19 protein-coding genes are annotated in these 19,904 nt (G+C 62.7%); 13 read left to right on the top strand and 6 right to left on the bottom strand.

Annotation, left to right across the window (positions count from 1 at the left end; translation table 11 throughout):
• Nucleotides 1-122 precede the first annotated feature (122 nt).
• A complete protein-coding gene (gene mutS, locus AArcS_RS10715; protein ID WP_238477410.1) occupies nt 123-2,804 on the top strand; it encodes a DNA mismatch repair protein MutS in 2,682 nt (893 codons plus the stop codon).
• Nucleotides 2,805-2,907: 103 nt separating this feature from the next.
• Entirely contained in the window at nt 2,908-4,215 is a 1,308-nt protein-coding gene (gene hcp / locus AArcS_RS10710; RefSeq protein ID WP_238477409.1) for a hydroxylamine reductase, read from the top strand.
• A 152-nt stretch (nt 4,216-4,367) separates the two neighbouring features.
• On the opposite strand, the gene AArcS_RS10705 is transcribed toward hcp, so the two are convergent.
• Together AArcS_RS10705 and AArcS_RS10700 are read right to left on the bottom strand one after the other, a co-directional pair.
• Complete coding sequence (locus tag AArcS_RS10705; protein WP_238477408.1) at nt 4,368-4,802, bottom strand: type II toxin-antitoxin system VapC family toxin; 435 nt, start codon at nt 4,800-4,802, stop codon at nt 4,368-4,370.
• Entirely contained in the window at nt 4,803-5,054 is a 252-nt protein-coding gene (locus AArcS_RS10700; protein ID WP_238477407.1) for an AbrB/MazE/SpoVT family DNA-binding domain-containing protein, read from the bottom strand.
• 176 nt (nt 5,055-5,230) lie between these two features.
• Between AArcS_RS10700 and mutL the strand changes: the two genes are divergently transcribed.
• The 3 genes from mutL to AArcS_RS10685 all read left to right on the top strand — a co-directional run bounded on the left by mutL (nt 5,231) and on the right by AArcS_RS10685 (nt 10,047).
• On the top strand, nt 5,231-7,438 hold the full coding sequence (mutL, locus tag AArcS_RS10695) for a DNA mismatch repair endonuclease MutL (RefSeq protein WP_238477406.1): 2,208 nt from the start codon (nt 5,231-5,233) through the stop codon (nt 7,436-7,438).
• 171 nt (nt 7,439-7,609) lie between these two features.
• Entirely contained in the window at nt 7,610-8,563 is a 954-nt protein-coding gene (gene kdgK1, locus AArcS_RS10690) for a bifunctional 2-dehydro-3-deoxygluconokinase/2-dehydro-3-deoxygalactonokinase (RefSeq protein ID WP_238477405.1), read from the top strand.
• Nucleotides 8,564-8,637: 74 nt separating this feature from the next.
• The gene (locus AArcS_RS10685; RefSeq protein WP_238477404.1) at nt 8,638-10,047 is read left to right on the top strand and encodes a dihydrolipoyl dehydrogenase family protein; all 1,410 of its coding nucleotides are present in this window, start codon (nt 8,638-8,640) and stop codon (nt 10,045-10,047) included.
• Nucleotides 10,048-10,054: 7 nt separating this feature from the next.
• Here AArcS_RS10685 and AArcS_RS10680 read toward each other — a convergent pair whose 3' ends face one another.
• A complete protein-coding gene (locus tag AArcS_RS10680; RefSeq protein ID WP_238477403.1) occupies nt 10,055-10,831 on the bottom strand; it encodes an MOSC domain-containing protein in 777 nt (258 codons plus the stop codon).
• 156 nt (nt 10,832-10,987) lie between these two features.
• On the opposite strand from AArcS_RS10680, the gene AArcS_RS10675 reads away from it, so the two are divergent.
• From AArcS_RS10675 to AArcS_RS10660, 4 genes are read left to right on the top strand one after another with little or no spacing between them, the layout of a single operon-like run.
• Nucleotides 10,988-11,794, top strand: a complete 807-nt coding sequence (locus AArcS_RS10675; RefSeq protein WP_238477402.1) for a basic amino acid ABC transporter substrate-binding protein — start codon at nt 10,988-10,990, stop codon at nt 11,792-11,794.
• A 12-nt stretch (nt 11,795-11,806) separates the two neighbouring features.
• Nucleotides 11,807-12,652: an amino acid ABC transporter permease gene (locus tag AArcS_RS10670; RefSeq protein WP_238477401.1), complete on the top strand. Its 846-nt coding sequence runs from the start codon at nt 11,807-11,809 to the stop codon at nt 12,650-12,652.
• A complete protein-coding gene (locus tag AArcS_RS10665; RefSeq protein ID WP_310736967.1) occupies nt 12,649-13,431 on the top strand; it encodes an amino acid ABC transporter ATP-binding protein in 783 nt (260 codons plus the stop codon). Before AArcS_RS10670 ends, AArcS_RS10665 begins: the two co-directional genes overlap by 4 nt.
• 15 nt (nt 13,432-13,446) lie before the next feature.
• The gene (locus AArcS_RS10660) at nt 13,447-14,448 is read left to right on the top strand and encodes an amino acid ABC transporter permease (protein WP_238477400.1); all 1,002 of its coding nucleotides are present in this window, start codon (nt 13,447-13,449) and stop codon (nt 14,446-14,448) included.
• Between the two features lie 4 nt (nt 14,449-14,452).
• On the opposite strand, the gene AArcS_RS10655 is transcribed toward AArcS_RS10660, so the two are convergent.
• From AArcS_RS10655 to AArcS_RS10645, 3 genes are all read right to left on the bottom strand, one after another.
• Nucleotides 14,453-14,845: a DUF5518 domain-containing protein gene (locus AArcS_RS10655; protein ID WP_238477399.1), complete on the bottom strand. Its 393-nt coding sequence runs from the start codon at nt 14,843-14,845 to the stop codon at nt 14,453-14,455.
• 41 nt (nt 14,846-14,886) lie between these two features.
• Complete coding sequence (locus AArcS_RS10650) at nt 14,887-16,701, bottom strand: MutS-related protein (protein ID WP_238477398.1); 1,815 nt, start codon at nt 16,699-16,701, stop codon at nt 14,887-14,889.
• 154 nt (nt 16,702-16,855) lie between these two features.
• Nucleotides 16,856-17,095, bottom strand: coding sequence for a glutaredoxin family protein (locus tag AArcS_RS10645; protein ID WP_238477397.1), 240 nt, complete (start codon nt 17,093-17,095; stop codon nt 16,856-16,858).
• A gap of 83 nt (nt 17,096-17,178) precedes the next feature.
• Here AArcS_RS10645 and AArcS_RS10640 point away from each other — a divergent pair, with 83 nt between their 5' ends.
• The 4 genes from AArcS_RS10640 to AArcS_RS10625 all read left to right on the top strand — a co-directional run bounded on the left by AArcS_RS10640 (nt 17,179) and on the right by AArcS_RS10625 (nt 19,830).
• A complete protein-coding gene (locus AArcS_RS10640; protein WP_238477396.1) occupies nt 17,179-17,730 on the top strand; it encodes a metal-dependent hydrolase in 552 nt (183 codons plus the stop codon).
• Between the two features lie 127 nt (nt 17,731-17,857).
• Complete coding sequence (locus AArcS_RS10635) at nt 17,858-18,823, top strand: hypothetical protein (RefSeq protein ID WP_238477395.1); 966 nt, start codon at nt 17,858-17,860, stop codon at nt 18,821-18,823.
• Between the two features lie 49 nt (nt 18,824-18,872).
• The gene (locus AArcS_RS10630; protein ID WP_238477394.1) at nt 18,873-19,331 is read left to right on the top strand and encodes a CopD family protein; all 459 of its coding nucleotides are present in this window, start codon (nt 18,873-18,875) and stop codon (nt 19,329-19,331) included.
• Nucleotides 19,332-19,389: 58 nt separating this feature from the next.
• The gene (locus tag AArcS_RS10625) at nt 19,390-19,830 is read left to right on the top strand and encodes a hypothetical protein (RefSeq protein WP_238477393.1); all 441 of its coding nucleotides are present in this window, start codon (nt 19,390-19,392) and stop codon (nt 19,828-19,830) included.
• Nucleotides 19,831-19,904 lie beyond the last annotated feature (74 nt).

Here is a 19,904-nt window from a genome sequence, read left to right as displayed (position 1 = left end):
AACAGGAGTAGTTGTAGGGTCTGTCTCTCCACACCGCACCAAATTTCATAAAAATCGTATGTTTGCGTAACCCCTGCCCTCGGAACCGCAGTATTTTATTCACGAGGGGACGTGCTACGAGCATGACCGGAGCCGAAGGAATCGTCGGCGAGTTCAAGTCGCTGAAAGCCGACAGCGACGCCGACGTGCTCGCGATGCAGGTCGGCGATTTCTACGAGTTCTTCGATGACGACGCCGAACTGGTTGGCGAGGAACTCGATCTCAAGACCTCGAAGAAGTCCTCTGGGGGCGTCAAGTATCCGATGGCAGGGGTGCCTGTATCGGAGCTGACACCGTATCTGAAAGCACTCGTGGAGCGGGGGTACCGGGTCGCAGTGGCGGATCAGCGTGAAACTGAATCCGGACATATCCGTGAGATCAGTCGCGTTGTCACTCCGGGTACCCTGCTCGATGTGACCGACGCTGACGCGCGTTACGTTGCAGCGGTGGTCAAGGACGGCAGCGTGTACGGGCTCGCCTTTGCGGACGTCACTACCGGACAGTTCTCCGTGACGACGGTCAGCGGCGACGACGCTCGCGACGGTACACTCACCGAGCTATATCGATTCGATCCCGTCGAAGTGCTGCCGGGGCCGACCGTTCGTGAGGACGACGACCTGCTCGGGACGATCCGCGAACGAACGGATGCGACGCTCACACTCCACGAGGCGGGCGCGTTCGCGCCGGGGCAGGCCAGGCACGTCCTGAAAGAGCAGTTCGGCGCGACCAGTCTGGAGAGCGTCGACATCGAGGCGGCTGCCACGATCGGGGCTGCGGGAGCGATCGTCGACTACGTCGAGGAAACCGGGACCGGCCTGCTGGCATCGATAACACGACTACAACGGTACGGCGACGCCGAGTTCGCTGAACTCGACTCGACGACACAGCGCAACCTCGAATTGACCGAGACGATGCAGGGCGGGGTCGAGGGATCGCTGTACTCCGTGCTCGATCACACCGTTACCAGCCCCGGCGGGCGACGGCTCAAATCGTGGCTCCAGCGACCTCGGCAATCACGCGATACCCTCGATAAGCGCCTCGCGTCGGTCGACGCGCTGACTGGGGCAGCGCTCGCACGAGAAGAGCTCCGGGAGGTCCTCGGGGACGCCTACGATCTAGAACGCCTGGCAAGCAAGGCAACCTCCGGAAGCGCTGACGCTGGCGACCTGCTGGCGGTACGTGACACGCTCGCCGTGTTGCCCACCGTCGAAGGGATCATCGAGAACGCTCCACGGTTGACTGATTCGCCGTTGAAGGCTATCGCCGATCGACCGAACCGCGAGCGCGCCGCGGAGCTCCACGACGCTCTCGACGACGCACTTGCGGAGGACCCTCCGAAGACGGTACAGGAAGGTGGCCTGCTTACCCGCGGCTACGACGAGGAACTGGACGAGTTGATCGAGCGCCACGAGGAACTGGAACGGTGGTTCGACACGTTGGACGAACGCGAGCGCCGCCAGTACGGACTGCGTCACGTCAGCGTCGGTCGGAACAAGACCGACGGCTACTACATCCAGATCGGCAAGTCGGCGGCCGACGACGCCCCCGATCACTACGAGAACGTCAAGACGCTGAAAAACTCCGAGCGGTTTCGTACCGACGAACTCGCCGAACGGGAACGTGAAATCATGCGGATCGAAGAACGTCGCGGCGAACTGGAGTACGAGCTGTTCTGCGACCTCCGCGAGGAGGTGGCGGATTGTGCGGAAACGCTACAGGACGTCGGGCGGGCGCTCGCCGATATCGACGTCCTGGCGAGTCTCGCGGTCCACGCCGTCGAGAACGACTGGACGCGCCCGACGCTCGCTGCATCGGGTGAGAACATCGAAATCGAGGCGGGCCGACATCCAGTCGTCGAACAAACGACCGACTTCGTGCCCAACGACCTCGTGCTGTCTACGGAGCGATCGTTCCTGATCGTCACAGGCCCCAACATGTCGGGTAAATCAACATATATGCGCCAGACCGCGCTTATCGTCCTGCTGGCCCAGATCGGGAGCTTCGTGCCCGCGAACGCGGCACAGGTCGGGCTGGTCGATGGGATCTACACGCGGGTTGGCGCGCTCGACGAGCTGGCACAGGGGCGCTCAACGTTCATGGTCGAGATGCAGGAGCTCTCGAAGATCCTCCACACCGCGACCGACGATTCGCTGGTGATTCTGGACGAAGTGGGGCGGGGAACCGCGACCTACGACGGCATCTCGATCGCCTGGGCGGCGACCGAGTATCTACACAACGAGGTCCACGCGAAGACGCTCTTTGCCACACACTATCACGAGCTGACGACGCTTGCGGACCACCTCGATCGGGTGGCGAACGTCCACGTCGCCGCCGACGAACGGGACGGCGAGGTAACCTTCCTGCGGACCGTACGAGATGGCCCCACGGATCGAAGCTATGGGATCCACGTCGCAGATCTCGCGGGGGTTCCTGGTCCAGTAGTGGACCGGTCAAACACCGTCCTCCAGCGCCTGCGCGAGGAGAAAGCAATCGAGGCGAAAGGCAGCGGTGGTCGATCGGCAGGGACGAAACAGGTCGTCTTCGACGTCGGTAGCGGGCAGATGACCACGGCATCGGCTGACGGCGGGGACGAAGACGACATGGCGGGGACGAGCATCGGCAACGATCCGGATCCAGTGACCGAGGAATTCGGTGAGGAGGCCGCGGATGTGCTTGACGAACTCGCCGCCGTCGATATCGCCGAGACCTCACCGATCGAGCTGATGAGCGCGGTCCAGGAGTGGCGCGACCGCCTCGACGACTGAGCTGGCCAGCTACCGGTCCGTCTGACGAACATGTTCGGGCCCGTCCCCAGTACGCAGGATCCGGTTTCGCCCTTTAGGATCGTGTAGCGTTGAGCTTCAGGCGATGCACTGTAACCAATGCGAGCAGACCCCTGTTGGGGGCTGTACCACTCGCGGCGTCTGTGGCAAGGAGCCGGATATTCAGGGCCTGCAGGAGCTGATCACCTACGGAATGAAAGGCGTCGCCGCCTACGCCTCCCACGCCCGCGATATGGGCTATCAGGACCCCGAGGTTGATCAGGTGCTTCACGAGGGACTGTACACCTCACTCACCAACGTCAACTTCGACCCCGACTCCCATTTCCACGTGGCGATGGCTGTCGGCGAGGCGGCGGTCGGCGCGATGGAACTGCTTGATGAAGCCCACACCACCGAACTCGGGATTCCCGAACCTGTCGAGGTACCGCAGAACGACGTGGAGGGACACCCGATCCTCGTGACGGGCCACGACCTCTACGCGCTCAAGCAACTGCTTGAACAGTCCGAAGACGAGGACGTCACCGTCTACACGCACTCGGAGATGCTACCGGCCCACGGCTACCCCGAGCTCGCCAAGTACGACCATCTGAAAGGCAACGTCGGGCAAGCGTGGCACGACCAGCGCACCCTCTTTGCCGAGTTTCCCGGCGCGATCCTGGGCACCTCGAACTGCGTCCAGCCGCCCAAAGAGGAGTACGTCGATCGGTTTTACACGAGCGGGATCGCCGGCCTCCCGGGCGTCGAGGAGGTCGATACCGACGACTTCGGCCCAGTCATCGAGACGGCGAAGGAATCCCCCGAAGTGGACTGGGAGGGCGACGGGACGATCTCGACCGGCTTCCACCACGAACCACTGCTCGGCCAGCTCGACGCCATCGTTGACGCCATCGAGGCGGGCAAGCTCCGTCACTTCTTCGTGATCGCTGGCTGTGACGCCCCGACGCCCGGCCGCGAGTACTACCGCGAACTCGCGAAAGCGATCCCAGATGACTGTGTCATCATGACGACCTCGTGTGGGAAGTTCCGGTTCAACGACATCGACTACGGTACTGTGCCCGGCACCGATATCCCACGGTACATCGACTTCGGCCAGTGCAACAACTCCATCTCGACCGTCTCGATGGCGACCGCGCTCGCGGAGGAACTCGACTGCGGGGTCAACGATCTGCCCCTGTCGATCGTGCTCTCGTGGTTCGAGCAGAAGGCCATCGCCATCCTGCTCGGCCTGTTCTCGCTTGGCGTCGAGGACATCTACCTCGGCCCGACCCTGCCCGAGTTCCTCACGCCGACTCTCGTCGAGCAGATCCAGGCCGAGTTCGGGTTGCAGCCGACTGGTGAGCCCGAGGAGGATCTCGCGGCGATGGTCGGCGAGGAGGTCCCGCAGACGGTCTGAAGCGGCCGATAGAGCGCTCTGCTCTTTACTACAATTTTCGAATAATCATACTACAGTAACTGAAGTTTTATGGTACACTTTTCGAAGTAATTGAGGAGGCCCCTGAAGTTGCGTTTGATACAAACCGACCAGCATTGCTATTCGATTCCGCCTCACCGCGGCGAGTACGGGTTGGTGGCCGTATCGAGCCGGTAAACGTCCTCGACTGCATCGAAGTCGTCGTCGAGAGCGTAGAGGTACTCGATATCGGCACTCCCCATGTACGCCACGATGCAGGCGTCGACAAAGGAGAGCTGCTTGTATCGTCGAAAGAGCGCCTTTCCGGCCGCAAAGGCATCCGTGCTGAGCGAGCAGATCTCGAAGTTGGCGTTCTCCTCGATACGATCAAGCAGATCGACGGCGGCCCCGTGACCGGCGTGGGTGGATAGACCGTTCAGCGTCTCGGCGAGCACGTAATCGAGGACCACCGCTTCGGGGAGCGAGCCGTCGTCGACACCTCGCAGTATCGGAAGTGCGGTATCGTGAGCGCTGTCGCGTCGATACGCTGCCCCAAAGAGAACGGTCGTATCGAGCAGTGCCCGGGCCATTTACTCGGGGGCGACCCCCCAGGCGTCGTGGTCGGTCGTCACATCGGTCTCGGTCTCACCGTCGTACCCGTCGAACGACGCGAACGTCCCCGATTGCTGCTGGACGACCTCGACCCGAAGGCTGCCGTCGTCCTCGATCTGCCAGCGTAGCTGGTCGCCATCGTCGATGTCCAGTTCGCGCCGGATCCGGGCAGGAATGTTGGCCTGGTTGCCCGACACCTTGCTTTCCGCGTCGATCCTGTCGCTGCTCATGCTCGTCGATTGGGGCGGGACTGACAAAAACCTAGTGTGACGCCACACTAGAAGTTGGACGAAGCCTTGGCCCATCGTGTGACGCCCTCGATACTGCTGGGACCAACAGGCTTCATGATCCCCCGCTCATAACCAACGTGATAACTGAACGACGCCCTCTCGGCGTCGATGACACCATGACGGACACAGATATCAAGCAGCTAGACGAGCGAACCGTCCAGCGGATCGCCGCGGGCGAGGTGGTCGAGCGACCCGCCTCCGCCGTGAAAGAGCTGGTCGAGAACAGCCTCGACGCCGACGCCTCGCGTATCGACGTCGCGGTCGAAGCGGGCGGCACCGAGTCGATCCGGGTCCGCGATGACGGGCAGGGAATGAACGAGGTCGACGTCCGCGCCGCGGTGCGCGAACACACCACGAGCAAGATCGACGATGTCTCCGACCTCGAAGCGGGCGTCGCCACGCTCGGGTTTCGGGGCGAGGCCCTGCACACGATCGGCGCGGTCGCCCGGCTGACGATCACGACGAAGCCCCGTGGTGCAGAGGGCGCGGGCACGGAACTCGTCTTCGTCGACGGCGAGGTCGAATCGGTCGGTCCAGCGGGCTGCCCCGAGGGAACGACCGTCGAAGTGACGGATCTGTTCTTCAACACGCCGGCGCGGAAGAAGTACCTAAAGACCGAGACGACGGAGTTCACCCACGTCAACCGCGTGGTTACCCAGTACGCGCTGGCGAACCCGGACGTCGCCGTCTCGCTCGAACACGACGGCAGAGAGGTGTTCTCGACGACCGGACAGGGTGATCTCCAGTCGACGATCCTCTCGGTGTACGGCACAGACGTCGCCACGAACATGATCGCAGTCGATGCCGAACCGGCAGTCGGCTCCGAATTCCCGGAGGGCCCCCTCGACGGAATCTCGGGGTACGTCAGCCATCCCGAGACCAACCGGAGTACTCGCGAGTACGTCTCGACGTTCATCAACGGCCGATACGTCACCTCAGGGGCGGCCCGCGAGGCGATCATGGACGCCTACGACGGGCAGTTAGGAAACGGCCGATATCCCTTCGTCGTGCTCGATCTGTCGGTGCCCGCCGACACCGTCGACGTCAACGTCCATCCCCGCAAGATGGAAGTCCGGTTCGACGACGAGGCGGGATTCAAGCGGCAACTCGAAACTGCAGTCGAGGACGCCCTGCTGGAACACGGGCTGGTCCGGTCGTCGGCCCCGCGCGGGCGTTCAGCCCCCGATGAGACGCAGGTAACTCCGAGTACGGAGACGACGCTCTCCAGCACTGGCTCGTCGGATGGCGAATCAGCGTCGGACCCCTCAGTAGAGCGGGAGTCCGGGACGGGAGTCGACGATACGGAGTCTACATCGTCGGCTGGCGGGACTTCGGCATCGACTGGCGGGACTTCGGCGACGACAGGAGGGTCAGATACTAACGGGGGCGACCCGAGCGGTGCGAGAGCGCGCTCGGGATCGGATAGCTCCTCGCGGACGGCGGGATCGGCGACCGAGAGCTCGACCGACGACACCGACACGACTGTGGAACCCGGTCCGACAGCTGATTCGATGCCGACAGACACCGAGACGTCTCACGTCATCGATTCGAAGTCCGGCAGTGTATCGACGGTGGACCCAGATGCTGGGTGCACGGATCGATCGGAACCACGGGACAGCCCTCCGTACCCCTCCGCAAGCACCGACACCACGAAGTTCACCGGCCCGCACGATCAGGAGACGCTATCGGGTGACGTCGCCACCGCCGAGGCGAGCTACGACAGCCTGCCACGACTGCGAGTGCTCGGTCAGTTACACGACACCTACATCGTCGCCGAAACGGAGGACGGGCTGGTATTGATCGACCAGCACGCCGCCGACGAGCGGGTGAACTACGAGCGCCTGCAGGAGGCCTTTGCAGGAGATACGACTGCGCAGTCACTGGCCCAGCCGGTAGAAATCGAATTGACTGCGGGCGAGGCGGCGCTGTTCGACGACTACCGGGAAGCGCTGGCGTCGCTCGGCTTCTATGCGAACCGGGAGGGACACCGGGTCAGCGTGACGACGGTCCCCGCGGTCCTCGACGAGACGCTCGCACCCGAGCGCCTGCGAGACGTACTGTCGTCGGTCATCGACGCCGACGAGAGCGCGGGCGAGCAAGCAGTCGAGTCACTCGCCGACGGCTTTATCGCCGATCTGGCGTGTTATCCCTCGATTACGGGGAATACCTCGCTTCAGGAAGGGTCGGTGATGGACCTGCTCGACCGTCTCGACGAGTGCGAGAACCCTTACGCGTGCCCGCACGGACGACCGGTCGTTATCGAGATCGACAGCGAGGAACTGGAAGATCGGTTCGAGCGGGATTATCCGGGCCACAACGGATAGCTGGCTGTCCTCGACGGCGAAAAGCATATGGCGATTGCCAACGGAAACTGGCGTGCGGCGGTGTCCGCTGCGCCGCATGCGCCCTCCACTGGTTACCTGTCGGGTGGGGGGCCACACCCCCGGATTTCGCAAGTAGGTTAACTTATACTACACGCGACCGTTGGCCGACCCATGAGCGATCTCGTCACTTTTGGCGAAACGATGCTTCGGCTCTCGCCCCCGCAGGGCGATCGCGTCGAGACGGCGCGTGAACTGGAATTTCGCGCCGCGGGCGCGGAGAGCAACGTCGCCGTTACGGCCGAGCGATTGGGCGCGGTCGCGACGTGGCTTTCGAAACTCCCTGACTCGCCGCTGGGTCGGCGGGTCGTCTCGGGGCTTCGCCAGCACGGCATCAATGTCGACGTTGCGTGGAGCGATCAGGGACGACAGGGGACGTACTACCTCGAATACGGCGGCAAGCCACGGGGGACGAACGTCATCTACGACCGGAAAGGTGCGGCAGTCCAGACGACTCGTCCCGAGGAGCTGAATCTCGATGCGGTTCGCACGGCGCGTGTGTTCTATACCAGCGGTATCACTCCTGCACTCTCGAACCGCCTCAGGGAGACGACCGCACAACTGCTCAAAACTGCGAAAGAATCGGGAACGAAAACCGCCTTCGACGTCAACTACCGGTCGAGCCTATGGTCGGAAGAAGAAGCCCGCGAGACGCTCACCCGGCTGTTTCCGGCCGTCGATATTCTCGTCGTTCCGTTCCGCGATGCCCAGCAGGTGCTGAACTTCGAACGCGATCCTCGGCAACTGGCCCATCACCTTGCAGCCGAATACAATCTGCAGACGGTAATCGTCACCAACGGGGAGAAGGGATCGCTCGCGTGGCACAGTAACACCGTCTACGAACAGGACATCTACGAGGCTGACACTCACGACGCCATCGGGACCGGGGACGCGTTCGTCGGGGCATTCCTGGCGCGTCGGCTGTCGGGTGATGATGTCCCCCGAGCGCTCAAGTACGCGGCCGCGACGGCGTCACTCAAACGCACGATCGCGGGCGATATCGCGACCGTGACGAAACAGGAAGTCGAGGCAGTGATCGGCGACGACATGCAGGATATTTCGCGTTGACTGGCGGCTACTGGCTGAGCATAGCATCGCCATATCGGACAAACTACTAAGCCGGTTGGTGCTCGTTTTCGGACATGGTACACGTAGCGATCATCGGCGCGTACGGAAGCGCCGGTGTAGCTGTAGCCGGCGATCTGGTGGACGTAAACGGCGTCGAGTTGACTCTGATAGACGATGGCGAACCTGGTGGTGGGCTCTGCATACTGGAGGGCTGTATGCCTTCAAAGGAGGTGCTATCGGCCGGAGAAGCACGGTTCAAAACACGACACGACGACAGAGTCCAGGGGGTGCCCGAGGTCGACCTCGATCGGGTCGTCGCCACGAAAGACGAGCACACCCTCGGGTTCGCCGAGCACCGCCGCGCTGCGGTCCACGATCTCGCCGAACGCGAGGGCGTCGAGTTCATCCACGATACCGCACGCCTGGTCGACGACCGGACGATCGAGATCGGTGACCGCGTCATCGAACCGGACTACCTCGTGATCGCGACAGGTTCGACTGTCAACGTGCCCGACCTGCCCGGCATCGAGGAGATCGACTACTCGACCAGCGCAGACGTGCTGGACGCCACCGAGTTCCCGGACTCGGGGATCGTCATGGGCTTTGGGTATGTCGGGCTGGAACTGGCCCCCTACATCGCCGAAGCGGGCGGGACCGATCTCACGGTGATCGAACACGACGCCGTCCCACTCGACGAAGCCGATTCCGAGTACGGCGCGGAGCTTCTCGACATCTACGAGGAAAACTTCGATATCGACGTCAGGACGCATACTGACGACCGTAGACTGGAGCCGACCGATGACGGCGGCGTTCGCCTGCACGTCGAGCACGACCCACCGGACGGAGCGTCTTCGACGGAGATCATCGAGGCCGACGAACTGTTCCTCTTTACGGGTCGCACGCCTGCACTCGATGGACTCGGCCTCAAACACACCGCACTCGAACCGGGGCCGGACTGGGTGCGAGAGACGATGCAGGCTCGCGACGACGAGCGCGTGTTCGTCGTCGGGGATGCCAACGGCCACGAGCCGATCCTGCACGTCGCCAAGGAACAGGGGTTCAAAGCCGCCGAGAACATCCTGGCCCACTCACGAGGTGAGCCGATAGAAAAGTACGAAAACGTCCATCATCACGTCGTCTTCTCCGGGCTGGGTGTCTACCCGTACGCCCGAGTGGGCCACTCAGAAGCCAGCGCAACAGCGGCAGGGATCGACCACGTTACGGTAACGCGATCCGCCAGCGACGACGGCGTGTTCAAGACGAAGGCAGTTCCCGAGGGGCGAGCCACGCTTGTCGTTGCCAAGGACGGGACCGTACTCGGGTATCAGGGGCTACACTATCACGCTGATGTGATGGCCAAGACGATGCAGATAGCCGTCGAGATGGGACTGGATGTTCGGGAGATCCCCGACCGGTCGTACCACCCGACGACACCGGAGATCCTCGACGGCCTGTTTCGAGACGCCAGCGCGGAACTGGAGTAGCCTGCCCTCAGTCGAGTACTGCTACCTCGTCGCCGATTCGGAGTGTCGTCCCGGCAGCATCTTCTGTGAGACGTGTATTGACCATCAGCCGGAAGTAATGGTCGTACCAGTCCCGGTGGACCCACTCCGGAAGCGTCGCTTTCCTGCGCTCGATGAATCGCTCCCGGAATCCCTCGGTCTCCTCGCCAGTATCGGGATCGCGGGTCGGCACGACACAGCGCTGGCAGGGGTTGACACCAGCGAGTTCGGCGTCGCCAAGTCGGAACGGAACGACGGAGTCACGATCGGCGTACAGCCGATCCTCCCAGAAAGGCTCGCCAGTCTCGATGACGATGTTTGGGCGGAGCCTGCGACGCATCTCTGTCGCATCGATGCCGTCGAACCAGTCCGCGACAGCGTCGAGTGTCTCCCGGCTGATCACCGTCGGCCCCGACGCATCGGTGTCGTCCGGCATCCCGCCGGGGTCGCGGATCACGCTCACCGGGTAGCCGAAGTACTCCGAGAGCCAGGCGTTCAGGGAACCTCGTTCGGCGTCGAGGCTGAACGTCGCTTCCGCGCGGTCGGGCGCGCCCACCGTCAGTGCTCGCGCGGCCGGATCGAACGTCGATTCGAGGCGGTGGACCGCCCGTTCCCGCTTGCCGTTCACGTACTCGCGGTCCTCGTCGACGATTGCGTACTGTCGGTCGCCATCGAGCGCGCCGCTCTCGCGGAGTCGTGCCGACTCGATTCGGTGGCCATCCAGGGATTTGACGGGGTAAACGAACAGATCGGCGATTGCGGGCATGATTCGGTCTCGCATTCCGAATAGGAAGTAAGTTGGCTTCCGTGCAACTTCAGTATCTGATGAAGCTATGACGAAAGAAAGTGTTGTGTAAATAATAGCAACACATGTAGATATATATCTTAACTCCTAAGACGGACGGCGACGCTGTAACTACACATGACTCAAGAAAATCGGTTCGTTGATCGGAGAAGTTACATGAAACTGGCGGGGGCTGCCAGCATCGCTGGACTCGCTGGCTGTCTCGAAGGCGACGACGAAAACGGCGAGGAAGCCGACGGCGAGAACACCATCGTCGCTGGGACCGCTCCCGGCTTCCCGCCGTTCCAGATGGTCGAGGACGGCGAACTCATCGGCTTCGACATCGATCTGCTCGAAGCTGTCGTCGACGAGACCGAGTACGAACTGGCTGAATGGGAACAGCTGGAGTTCGATTCTCTGATCCCGGCGCTCGAAAACGAGAACATCGACGTCATCGCGGCAGCGATGACCATCAGTGAGGAGCGGCAGGAACAGATCGCGTTCAGCGATCCCTACTACAGCGCGGATCAGTCGATTCTCGTCCAGTCGGGCGGAGACTTCCAGCCGGAGTCGCTGGATGACTTCGATGGACAAACTGTCGGTGCACAGAGCGGGACGACTGGCGAAACCGTCGTTCGCGACGATCTGATCGAGGCCGGGATCGTCGACGAAGATGATTACACGTCCTTCGACAACTACGTGCTCGCCGTCGAGGACCTCGAAAGCGGGTTGATCGACGCGGTCGTACTCGACGAGCCGGTTGCAGCGACGTTCGAGGCCGAGCGAGACGTCGAGGTCGCGTTCGTCTACGAGACTGGCGAGGAGTACGGCTTCGGGATCCGACAGGAGGACGAGGATCTGCAGGCCGCGCTGAGTGACGGTGTCGCTGCAGTCGAGGAAAGCAGCGAGTACGAGGAGATCACCTCGACCTGGTTCGGCGAGTAAACGCACCTATAGATGGATCTGCCAGCGCTGTTTTCGACCGTCCTGTGGGCGATAGCGGGAGACGCATCTCCCCTCGTCGTCGAGACGGTCTGGTCCGTCGTCGAGACGGTCTTGTCGATCGAGGACTGGCAGTTCGTCTTCCGGAACGCCGACTACCTGCTTGGTGGGGTCGTCATCACGATCGTGCTGACCGTCGTCAGCATCCTTCTCGGGTTTGTACTCGGCTTCCCGGCAGGTGCGGTCGAGACCTACGGGGATGGCTATCTCAGAAGTGCCGTTCGGAACGTCGGGATTTTGCTCCGTGGTACGCCGATCCTCGTAATCATGATCTACATGTACTTCGTCATGCCAATCGAGTATCTGCTGGGTCCGATCAACGCGGCATTCGGTGGACTGGACATCCTGCTCGGTCCGACGCCCTTTGCTGCCCCCGACGGGATCGGGACGGCGTTTTTTGCCGCGACGCTCGCCCTCGGTCTCCGGAGTGCGGCCTACCAGTCACAGATCTTCCGTGGTGCGCTCAGCAGTATCGATGACGGGCAGATGGAGGCCGCACGCTCGATCGGCATGAGCCGGTTCGAGGCGATTAGACATGTCGTGGTTCCGCAGGCACTCCGCCGCTCCGTGCCCGGCTTTCAGAACGAGTTCACGATCGTCCTCAAGGACACCTCGATCGCCTTTGCTATCGGTCTCGGCGAACTGCTGAAACGGAGCGACGATCTCTTCGTTCAGCAGACGACCGCCGTACTGGAGGTCTTCCTCTTTGCCAGTCTCATCTACTTCGTGCTGACGTTCGGGACGAACCGCACGCTCGATTACGTCGAGAATTACTTCGCAATCCCAGGTGAATCGTCGTGACAGACTCTCAGACCGACCGATCCAGTCGTACCGCTTCCGAGACAGCTCCACTCCTCCGTATCGAGGACCTCTGGAAATCCTACGGAGACGAAGAGGTGCTCCGTGGTGTCAGTCTCGACATCGAGCGTGGCGACGTCGAGGTACTGGTCGGCCCCAGCGGGAGCGGCAAGTCGACGCTCCTGCGGTGTGTCAACCGACTCACCGAGGTCGACAGCGGCCATATCTATCTGGGCGACGTCGACATCTGTGCCGCGGACACCGACCCCAACGATATCCGCCAGCAGATCGGAATGGTCTTCCAGGATATCAACCTCTTTGCCCACCTCACTGCCCGAAAGAACGTGATGCTCGGACTCCGGCGGGTCAAGGGGATGGACAGGGAGGCCGCTCGCGAGCGAGCGAACGAGGAGCTCGATCGGGTCGGGCTCGGTGATCAGGTCGATTCGTATCCGGCCCAGCTCTCGGGCGGACAGAAACAGCGTGTCGGAATCGCCCGCGCGCTTGCGATGGACCCCGAAGTGATGCTATTCGACGAGCCCACGAGCGCGCTCGACCCGGAACTCTCCAGCGGCGTACTCGAAGTCATGGCCCAGCTCGTCGAGGAGGGAATGACGATGCTGGTCGTCACCCACGAGATGCGCTTTGCGCGCGGCGGGGCGACCGGGATCACGTTTCTGGACGACGGACAGATTGTCGAACGTGGACCACCCGAACAGCTGTTCGAGAACCCCGAAGAGGAGCGAACTGCACAGTTCTTCCAGAGTATCAGCCATGAGTGAACCTGGTGAGATCGGATGAGTGGGGCGGAGACGACAGAGTCACCGACCGGGCGGTTCCGTACAACGTCTGCGGAGCCCGGGCCCGTTCTTGCCGTCCTCGCAGGGGTCGCCTTCTGGGGCTGGCTCGTCACACGCTGGCTCAACGACTGGGTGCTTGCCCGGATCGGCGTGGGGCCAGGGGCCGGAGAGAACTTCGTTCCTCGGGGACCGTTCGATGCCGCGGCGGCGTCAGTCGCCGACGTGTCCGCGGGGCTCGGTGTGGTCGGGCTTCCGATCGAGTGGACGGCGACGCTGCTGTCGACAGTGGCGATCGCCATCGATCTCGCACCAGCACTCGCGGGCGCGGCGTGGTACACGATCGTTCTGACCAGCGTCAGTATCATTCTCGGCTTCTTCATCGCCGTCCCGCTCGCGGTGTTACGCGTCTACGGTGGGCCCCTGAAATGGCTCGCGCTCGCGTACACCGAGTTGATCCGTGGGACGCCGCTGCTTGCACAGCTGTTCGTGCTGTACTACGGGCTGCCGCTTGCGATCTGGCTACAGGATGCGCCGCTTGTCGGCTATGGGTCGATCCCCGAACAGGCGTTCTGGATCGCCATTATCGGCTTTACGATCAATGGCTCGGCCTATCAGGCCGAGTATATCCGCGGCGCGCTCGAAAGCGTTGACGAGGGACAGCTCACCGCGGCGCGCGCGGTCGGACTCTCACAGTATGACGGGATTCGCTACGTCGTCCTGCCACAGACGCTCAGGTACGCGATTCCGGCGTGGACGAACGAGGTCGTCTACCTGATCAAGTATTCCTCGCTGGCGGCGTTCATTACTGTGCCCGAACTCTACTACGTGGCGAGCGATATTGCGGCACAGACATTCGAGTACACGGCGATCTTCGGTCTTCTCGCGGTCGTCTACCTCGGTATCGTGCTGACGGCGACGAAGCTCATGGATCGCGTCGAGTCCCGGGTCGCGGTTCCGGGTATCGGGCGCGCCGAGGGGCGCAAACAGGGCGACGCCTGAGCCTCTACAGTTCCTGCCGAAGATAAATCCCGAGGTAGCCGCCAACAACACTGAGCCCGACCGTATAGAGGGACCCCAGCGCGAGCGCACCGAGAACGACCAGGCCGAACGCCGATTGCGCGGCCATACCAGTCAGGAGCACAGTCACGAACAGAGCCGCAAACAGGTATGGGAGCAGCATGATCAGTCCAGCGGCCAGCCCCATTCGAAGGCCATCACTCGATGTTCCACCCTGAAGGTACGCGGCAACACCACCCCCCAGCAGCGGGGCGAAGGGAATAAACGACAGAAATATTCCGACGACAGCCCCGAGAATCGCGTTCGCGATCGGATTCGAGAAGTCGTCAGTCGACGTGTTGGGCTCCGTGGAGGACGTGTCGAACGGGTCCGAAGACATGTGTGGCGGTACTACCGGATCCCTGATAATATCCCCGGTGCTCACCCGTTCCAGCGTGCGTCCGCAAGCGTCCGCTGAACGACATCGTGGCCGACCGCCTCCGCCAGCGTCTCGAAGCCCGCACGCTCGCTCCGGTCGTCGGCGTTGGCGACCAGCCGCGAGACGATGAACTCCGGCGTCGAGCGTCCCACGGTGCCAAAGCGTGGCTGGTAGTCGACTTCCAGCTCCAGCTCCGGGGAGAGCCCCTCAGCGAAGATACCGTCGGTCCGTGCGGCTTCGGGGAGTGGTTCGAGGTCGTCCGCGAGATGAGTGACGAACGCGCCGAGCGCGCCCCGGTCGACGGTCAGGCGGACGAGTCCGTGTAGCAGGTCGGCGGCGCTGCCCGGTTCGGTGATCGCCTCGAACTCGTCGACCAGCATCAGCGTTCGCTCGTTTGTCGAGAGCGGCGGGACGATGTTCCGCAGAGTGGACTCCAGCACGCCCGCATTGAAACTCGCGTGTCGGCGGTGGAAGACGATGGAGTCGAACGTCGACACCTGCGCGCGACTGGCGGGCACCGGCAGCCCCATCTGGGCCAGCAGAACGATCTGACAGAGCGTCTCCAGTAGCGTCGTCTTCCCACCGCTGTTGGCGCCAGTCACCACGGCGACGCGGTGCTCGGCGGGCGGCGTCCGGTCGTCGGCCCGCGGCGGCACGTCGTCGTACTCCCCGAGCGTATGCTCGCCGATCGCGTAGGTGATCGGCTGTACGGACTCGCTTTCGGCGGCCAGCGAGAGGTTACTGGCGTCGACGACGGCGACCGTCTCGCGGTCGGCAGTGACGAACTCTGGACGACACATTTCGTGGGCCAGCGCGAACCGGGCCAGCGAGAGATAGAAAGCGATATCGTCGACGGTCTCGACGGCGGCGTCGACGTCCTCACGGGCCGCCGCGACGTCGCCGCGGAGGTCGCTGGCGACCAGTTCGCGACGTTCGGAGACGGCGCTCCGGAGGTCGTTCGAGAGCTCCCGCAGGGTCGTCCCGACGAAGTCGGTCGCATCGATGGCATCGTCGGGCATCGCGTCCCGAACCCGATCGTTGGTCACGTCGGCTTCCGATCGGACGTGTTCGACGAACGCCGTCTGGAACTCCTCGGTTCCGCCGACACCGCCGTCTCGGAGTTGCTCGATGACGTCCAGTGCGTTCGCGTCCAGTCGTTCGACGGTGGCCAGCGAGTCCCGGAGCGAGTCCAGTTCGTCGTCGACGCCCTCGATAACGGTTGCGCCATCCAGTCCCGCAAGCGCCGCGCTGGCGTCACCCAGCGCGTCACGGTCGAGGCGCCCGAGCGGTGCGAAAACGTCTTCGCCGTCGCCTGCGGTCGCCTCCTCGCTCGCCGCGACGACCCCCGCGTCGATCAGCGCGAGGGCTGCGTCGACGGCAGCACGCTCGCCTTCCTGGGCCTCGTCGTACGCCGCGAAGGCATCGAGGACGCGCTCGCGGTCGCCCTCGTCGAGCGCCGTCCAGGCGTCCCGTGTCGCCAGCACGGTATCGAGTCGGGCCGTCATCTCGTCGGTATCGAGCAGCGGCGTCAGGACCCGAATCCGGTCGGCTGCACCGTGGGTCACCGCGTGCCTCTGGATCAGATCGAGCAGTTCCCTGTACACGTCCCGGGCGTCGCCAGTGGCGAGCACGTCCATCCCCTCACCGCCGTTGGCCCGGCGGAGGATCCGTGTCGCCCGCCCACGAGAAAGCCCCGCCTCGGTAAGCGCCCGTACGTCGCCGTTCTCGATGGCCCGGACCGCGTCCTCGACGCCGATCGAGTCCATCAGCGCCTCGCGGGTCTTCGGCCCGACGCCCCAGTACTCCTCGAGTTGCATACCTCAAGCTATCACGGGGGTAGTATCAGTGTGGTGTTCCGTCGGCGTGTCGAGACGGCTTCCGTGTCCATCACATAGTGTTGATTCTCGTCGATTACCGGTGATCGGCAGGGTAGTACTGGCGATCACCGGTAACCAGTGCGAGTAAACACTATCAGGCGTACGTCCGGTCGATCAGGTCCAGAATATTCTCCGACTCGGACATCGTGATTCCCTTCTCCTCGTCGACAATCACTGGGACGCCGCGCTGGCCAGAGACGCGCTTTACCTCGTTTCGATCCGAATGCATCGCGTCGACCCAGACCGAGTCGTAGTCGACGCCGACCTCGTCGAGTCGATCGGCGACTTTCTCGCAGAACGGACAGCCATCAAGCTGGTACAGCGTGACACTCATACACCCCTGTTGCGGGGGGAGGATCAAAGAAGTTACTCCACGAGTCACAAGGCATATATCGCCGATCGACATACGCTCGGTCGATGATGGCGACCACCCACGGTTTCGTCGGCCTCGCGATCGCCGCAGCCGTCGCCGTGATCGCTCCCGAGCTCGCCGTCGCCGCGGCGATCGGCGGTATCGCGGGTGGGATCTTCCCCGATCTGGACGTCCTCGCGGAACACCGGCGGACGCTGCACTTTCCGGGCTACTACACGATGGTCGCACTCCCCGCACTGGGGCTCGCGTACGTCGTCACCGATGTCGTTACTGTGGGCGTAGCAACGTTTCTGGTCGCCGCCGCAGTTCACTCCCTCAGCGATGCCCTCGGCGGGACGCCCTCGGCAGCCCCGTGGAAATCGGATCTCGATCACGGGGTCTACTTCCACGCGGCGGATCGGTGGCTTCCGGCGAAACGATGGATTCGATACGACGGCGCACCCGAGGATTTCGCCCTCGGAGCGGTCTTCGCCCTACCGGGACTCGTCGTTTTTGATGGGTCGATCCGATATCTGGCGCTGACCGGGATCGCGGTTTCGCTGGTCTACACCGTCTTTCGCCGACCGATCGGCAACGCTGTCGCTGGGCTTGAGTGAGTGCAAACGAATCGTGGACCGCAACTGCACTGTCGATCCAGTTACGTGTGACCGGACGAGAGGCGACAAAACGCCGGATACACGCGTACGGAAATTTATTTGTACGTGGCGAATCCTGTAATAGTGTATGAAGCGGGACCAGTCTGGAGGGGGCGATCCGTACGTGGAGGCGAGGATACCCCGAGAGCTACATGACCGTGTAGAGCGACTGTTCCGCGAGTATCGGGGCTACGATCCCACTTCTGTCCAGGAGAGTCTAAGCGTCATCTGTGATCTGGCGGAAGCCGAACTCGAACCAGAGGAGGCGGGCGCTGGACCAACCACTGCATCGGCTCGCGAAACGGACGAGACGGCGACCGATGCGATGAAGGACGCCCCATCCGAACCGGAGCCTTCCGCGATGGATTCTCCGGGAACGGTTCGAAACGCAATAGACGACGTGTTTCCGGCCGACTGGGCCACAAACGAAGAGACAGCCGACAGACTATCGCTGGTCGTGCGTCACTATCTCACTGCCGACGGCTCGACCCGCCTCGAACGCGAAAACACCGCTCTATCGGCTGCGGCTACACGACACGGGACGACGCCCGAGCAGCTCAGAACGGAGATCGTCGACGATATCTACGGTGCGGACACGTTGCCGGGCGAGCTGGCATCGGAGTTTTTCAGCGAGGCGCTTGCCAAGGTCGAACAGCGTCTAGAACGTGCGGAGACCGATGTTCTCTCGGCAGTCGAACTCGTCGGTGAGGAGGCCGTTGATGTTGGGCCCTCGGAAACGGACAGCTCCACCAGCCCCGACGAGCCCGAGTCGCCGCTTGACCTCGGTAGCGGGAGCAGCGCGCTTCCCGAGGGGCTGGCCGACGACATGGCGAGCGACGGCGGGGCCGTCCAGAGCGTCGACGAACGCATCGATAACCTGTTTACGGGGCCGAACGGGCTCACCGAAATCGGCATCGAGTCGCTGGTTGACGGCGCGGCGACCGACTGTGAGGTCTGTGGCGAACAGTACTCGGTCGTCGACCTCCAGACGACCACCGAGGCAAGCGACGATCGACGGGTCAATCTGGTGTGTGAGGACTGCCTTCCCGAGTAGCGACTCAGGAAAGCAAGCCTGATAGCCCCCCGATTAATACATCTCGTTCATGACGTTGGTAGACGCGGTATCGATCACTCTTCATCAGGTGTTCGCCGCCGTCTGGGTCGGTAGTGTCGTGTTTATGACCGCTGGCGTGTTACCGCTCGCAAAGGAGGGACATCTCGAACCCGAACCGGTCGAGATGGCGACAGGGACGCTTCGAACTGTCTCCCGAATTAGTGCCGTGATCCTGTTGCTTACCGGCAGTCACATGGCTGCAAGCTTCTATACAGTCGCTGACCTCACCGGAACGCCGAACGGCTGGCTCGTCCTCGCCATGCTTGGACTCTGGCTCGTCCTGATGGGACTGATCGAAGTGAGCGGCAGTCGTCTCGTCGACGGACTGCAGGCGAAGAAGGTTCGCGCACCCGCTCACGAGACGCTTGGCTGGTTCCGTGCCGCGTCGGTGGTTGGGGTCCTCCTGTTGGTCATTGCCGGGCTACTGTCTTCGGGTGCGCTCGTCTGATGAGGAAGGTCAGATAAAGTTAGAAAAATATTTACAACAAACGATCGTAGAGCGCGGTATGTCGTCACACGATCGCGTTACGTCGATTCCATCGGGTATCCGGGGCATCTGTGTGCTGGACGCCTATCTCGTCCTGCTTGGGATGGCGCTTGCAATGCTCGGTATCGCGGACATGGACGGAACGGCGTGGCTGGACTTCAGCCTTGCCGGAGTTGATGGTATCACATGGTTCATTTTCGGAATGTTGGCACTGGTCGCGGTACAGCTGTACGTCATCCAGGGGGTCTGGAACATCGAATCGTGGGCGTGGGGTGCCATGATGGTCGTGCTGGTCGGACAGATCGCAATACTCGCCGGGCTGATCGCATGGGTCCTCATGGGGGAAAGCATGCCCATCAGCTACGCCGACGGCGTCGTTCGGTGGGCGATTCCGCTGATCGTGCTCGCTGGCTCCGCTGTCTACCTGTTCGACAAGCGCGACTGGTTCACTGAGCTGTAGCCCGGTCGTCTTTTTTCTGTTTTGCACACACCGGGACAGTGGGTCCGTCATAGTTCGTCCAATCGAATCGCAAC

Origin of the sequence: Natranaeroarchaeum sulfidigenes, assembly GCF_017094485.1 — an archaeon.
GTDB lineage: Archaea > Halobacteriota > Halobacteria > Halobacteriales > Natronoarchaeaceae > Natranaeroarchaeum > Natranaeroarchaeum sulfidigenes.
Note: the sequence above shows the minus strand (reverse complement) of the source record. Positions and strands in the feature narration are given on the sequence as shown.

Excerpts from the sequence above, each read along its gene's own strand:
- hcp (WP_238477409.1), top strand. The coding sequence starts at position 2,908 with ATGCACTGTAACCAATGCGAGCAGACCCCTGTTGGGGGCTGTACCACT.
- AArcS_RS10680 (WP_238477403.1), bottom strand. The coding sequence starts at position 10,831 with ATGCCCGCAATCGCCGATCTGTTCGTTTACCCCGTCAAATCCCTGGAT.
- AArcS_RS10625 (WP_238477393.1), top strand. The coding sequence starts at position 19,390 with ATGTCGTCACACGATCGCGTTACGTCGATTCCATCGGGTATCCGGGGC.
- AArcS_RS10670 (WP_238477401.1), top strand. The coding sequence starts at position 11,807 with ATGGATCTGCCAGCGCTGTTTTCGACCGTCCTGTGGGCGATAGCGGGA.
- AArcS_RS10640 (WP_238477396.1), top strand. The coding sequence starts at position 17,179 with ATGATGGCGACCACCCACGGTTTCGTCGGCCTCGCGATCGCCGCAGCC.
- AArcS_RS10650 (WP_238477398.1), bottom strand. The coding sequence starts at position 16,701 with ATGCAACTCGAGGAGTACTGGGGCGTCGGGCCGAAGACCCGCGAGGCG.
- AArcS_RS10660 (WP_238477400.1), top strand. The coding sequence starts at position 13,447 with ATGAGTGGGGCGGAGACGACAGAGTCACCGACCGGGCGGTTCCGTACA.
- AArcS_RS10635 (WP_238477395.1), top strand. The coding sequence starts at position 17,858 with ATGAAGCGGGACCAGTCTGGAGGGGGCGATCCGTACGTGGAGGCGAGG.
- AArcS_RS10685 (WP_238477404.1), top strand. The coding sequence starts at position 8,638 with ATGGTACACGTAGCGATCATCGGCGCGTACGGAAGCGCCGGTGTAGCT.
- mutL (WP_238477406.1), top strand. The coding sequence starts at position 5,231 with ATGACGGACACAGATATCAAGCAGCTAGACGAGCGAACCGTCCAGCGG.
- AArcS_RS10655 (WP_238477399.1), bottom strand. The coding sequence starts at position 14,845 with ATGTCTTCGGACCCGTTCGACACGTCCTCCACGGAGCCCAACACGTCG.
- mutS (WP_238477410.1), top strand. The coding sequence starts at position 123 with ATGACCGGAGCCGAAGGAATCGTCGGCGAGTTCAAGTCGCTGAAAGCC.
- AArcS_RS10675 (WP_238477402.1), top strand. The coding sequence starts at position 10,988 with ATGACTCAAGAAAATCGGTTCGTTGATCGGAGAAGTTACATGAAACTG.
- AArcS_RS10645 (WP_238477397.1), bottom strand. The coding sequence starts at position 17,095 with ATGAGTGTCACGCTGTACCAGCTTGATGGCTGTCCGTTCTGCGAGAAA.
- AArcS_RS10705 (WP_238477408.1), bottom strand. The coding sequence starts at position 4,802 with ATGGCCCGGGCACTGCTCGATACGACCGTTCTCTTTGGGGCAGCGTAT.
- AArcS_RS10630 (WP_238477394.1), top strand. The coding sequence starts at position 18,873 with ATGACGTTGGTAGACGCGGTATCGATCACTCTTCATCAGGTGTTCGCC.
- AArcS_RS10700 (WP_238477407.1), bottom strand. The coding sequence starts at position 5,054 with ATGAGCAGCGACAGGATCGACGCGGAAAGCAAGGTGTCGGGCAACCAG.
- kdgK1 (WP_238477405.1), top strand. The coding sequence starts at position 7,610 with ATGAGCGATCTCGTCACTTTTGGCGAAACGATGCTTCGGCTCTCGCCC.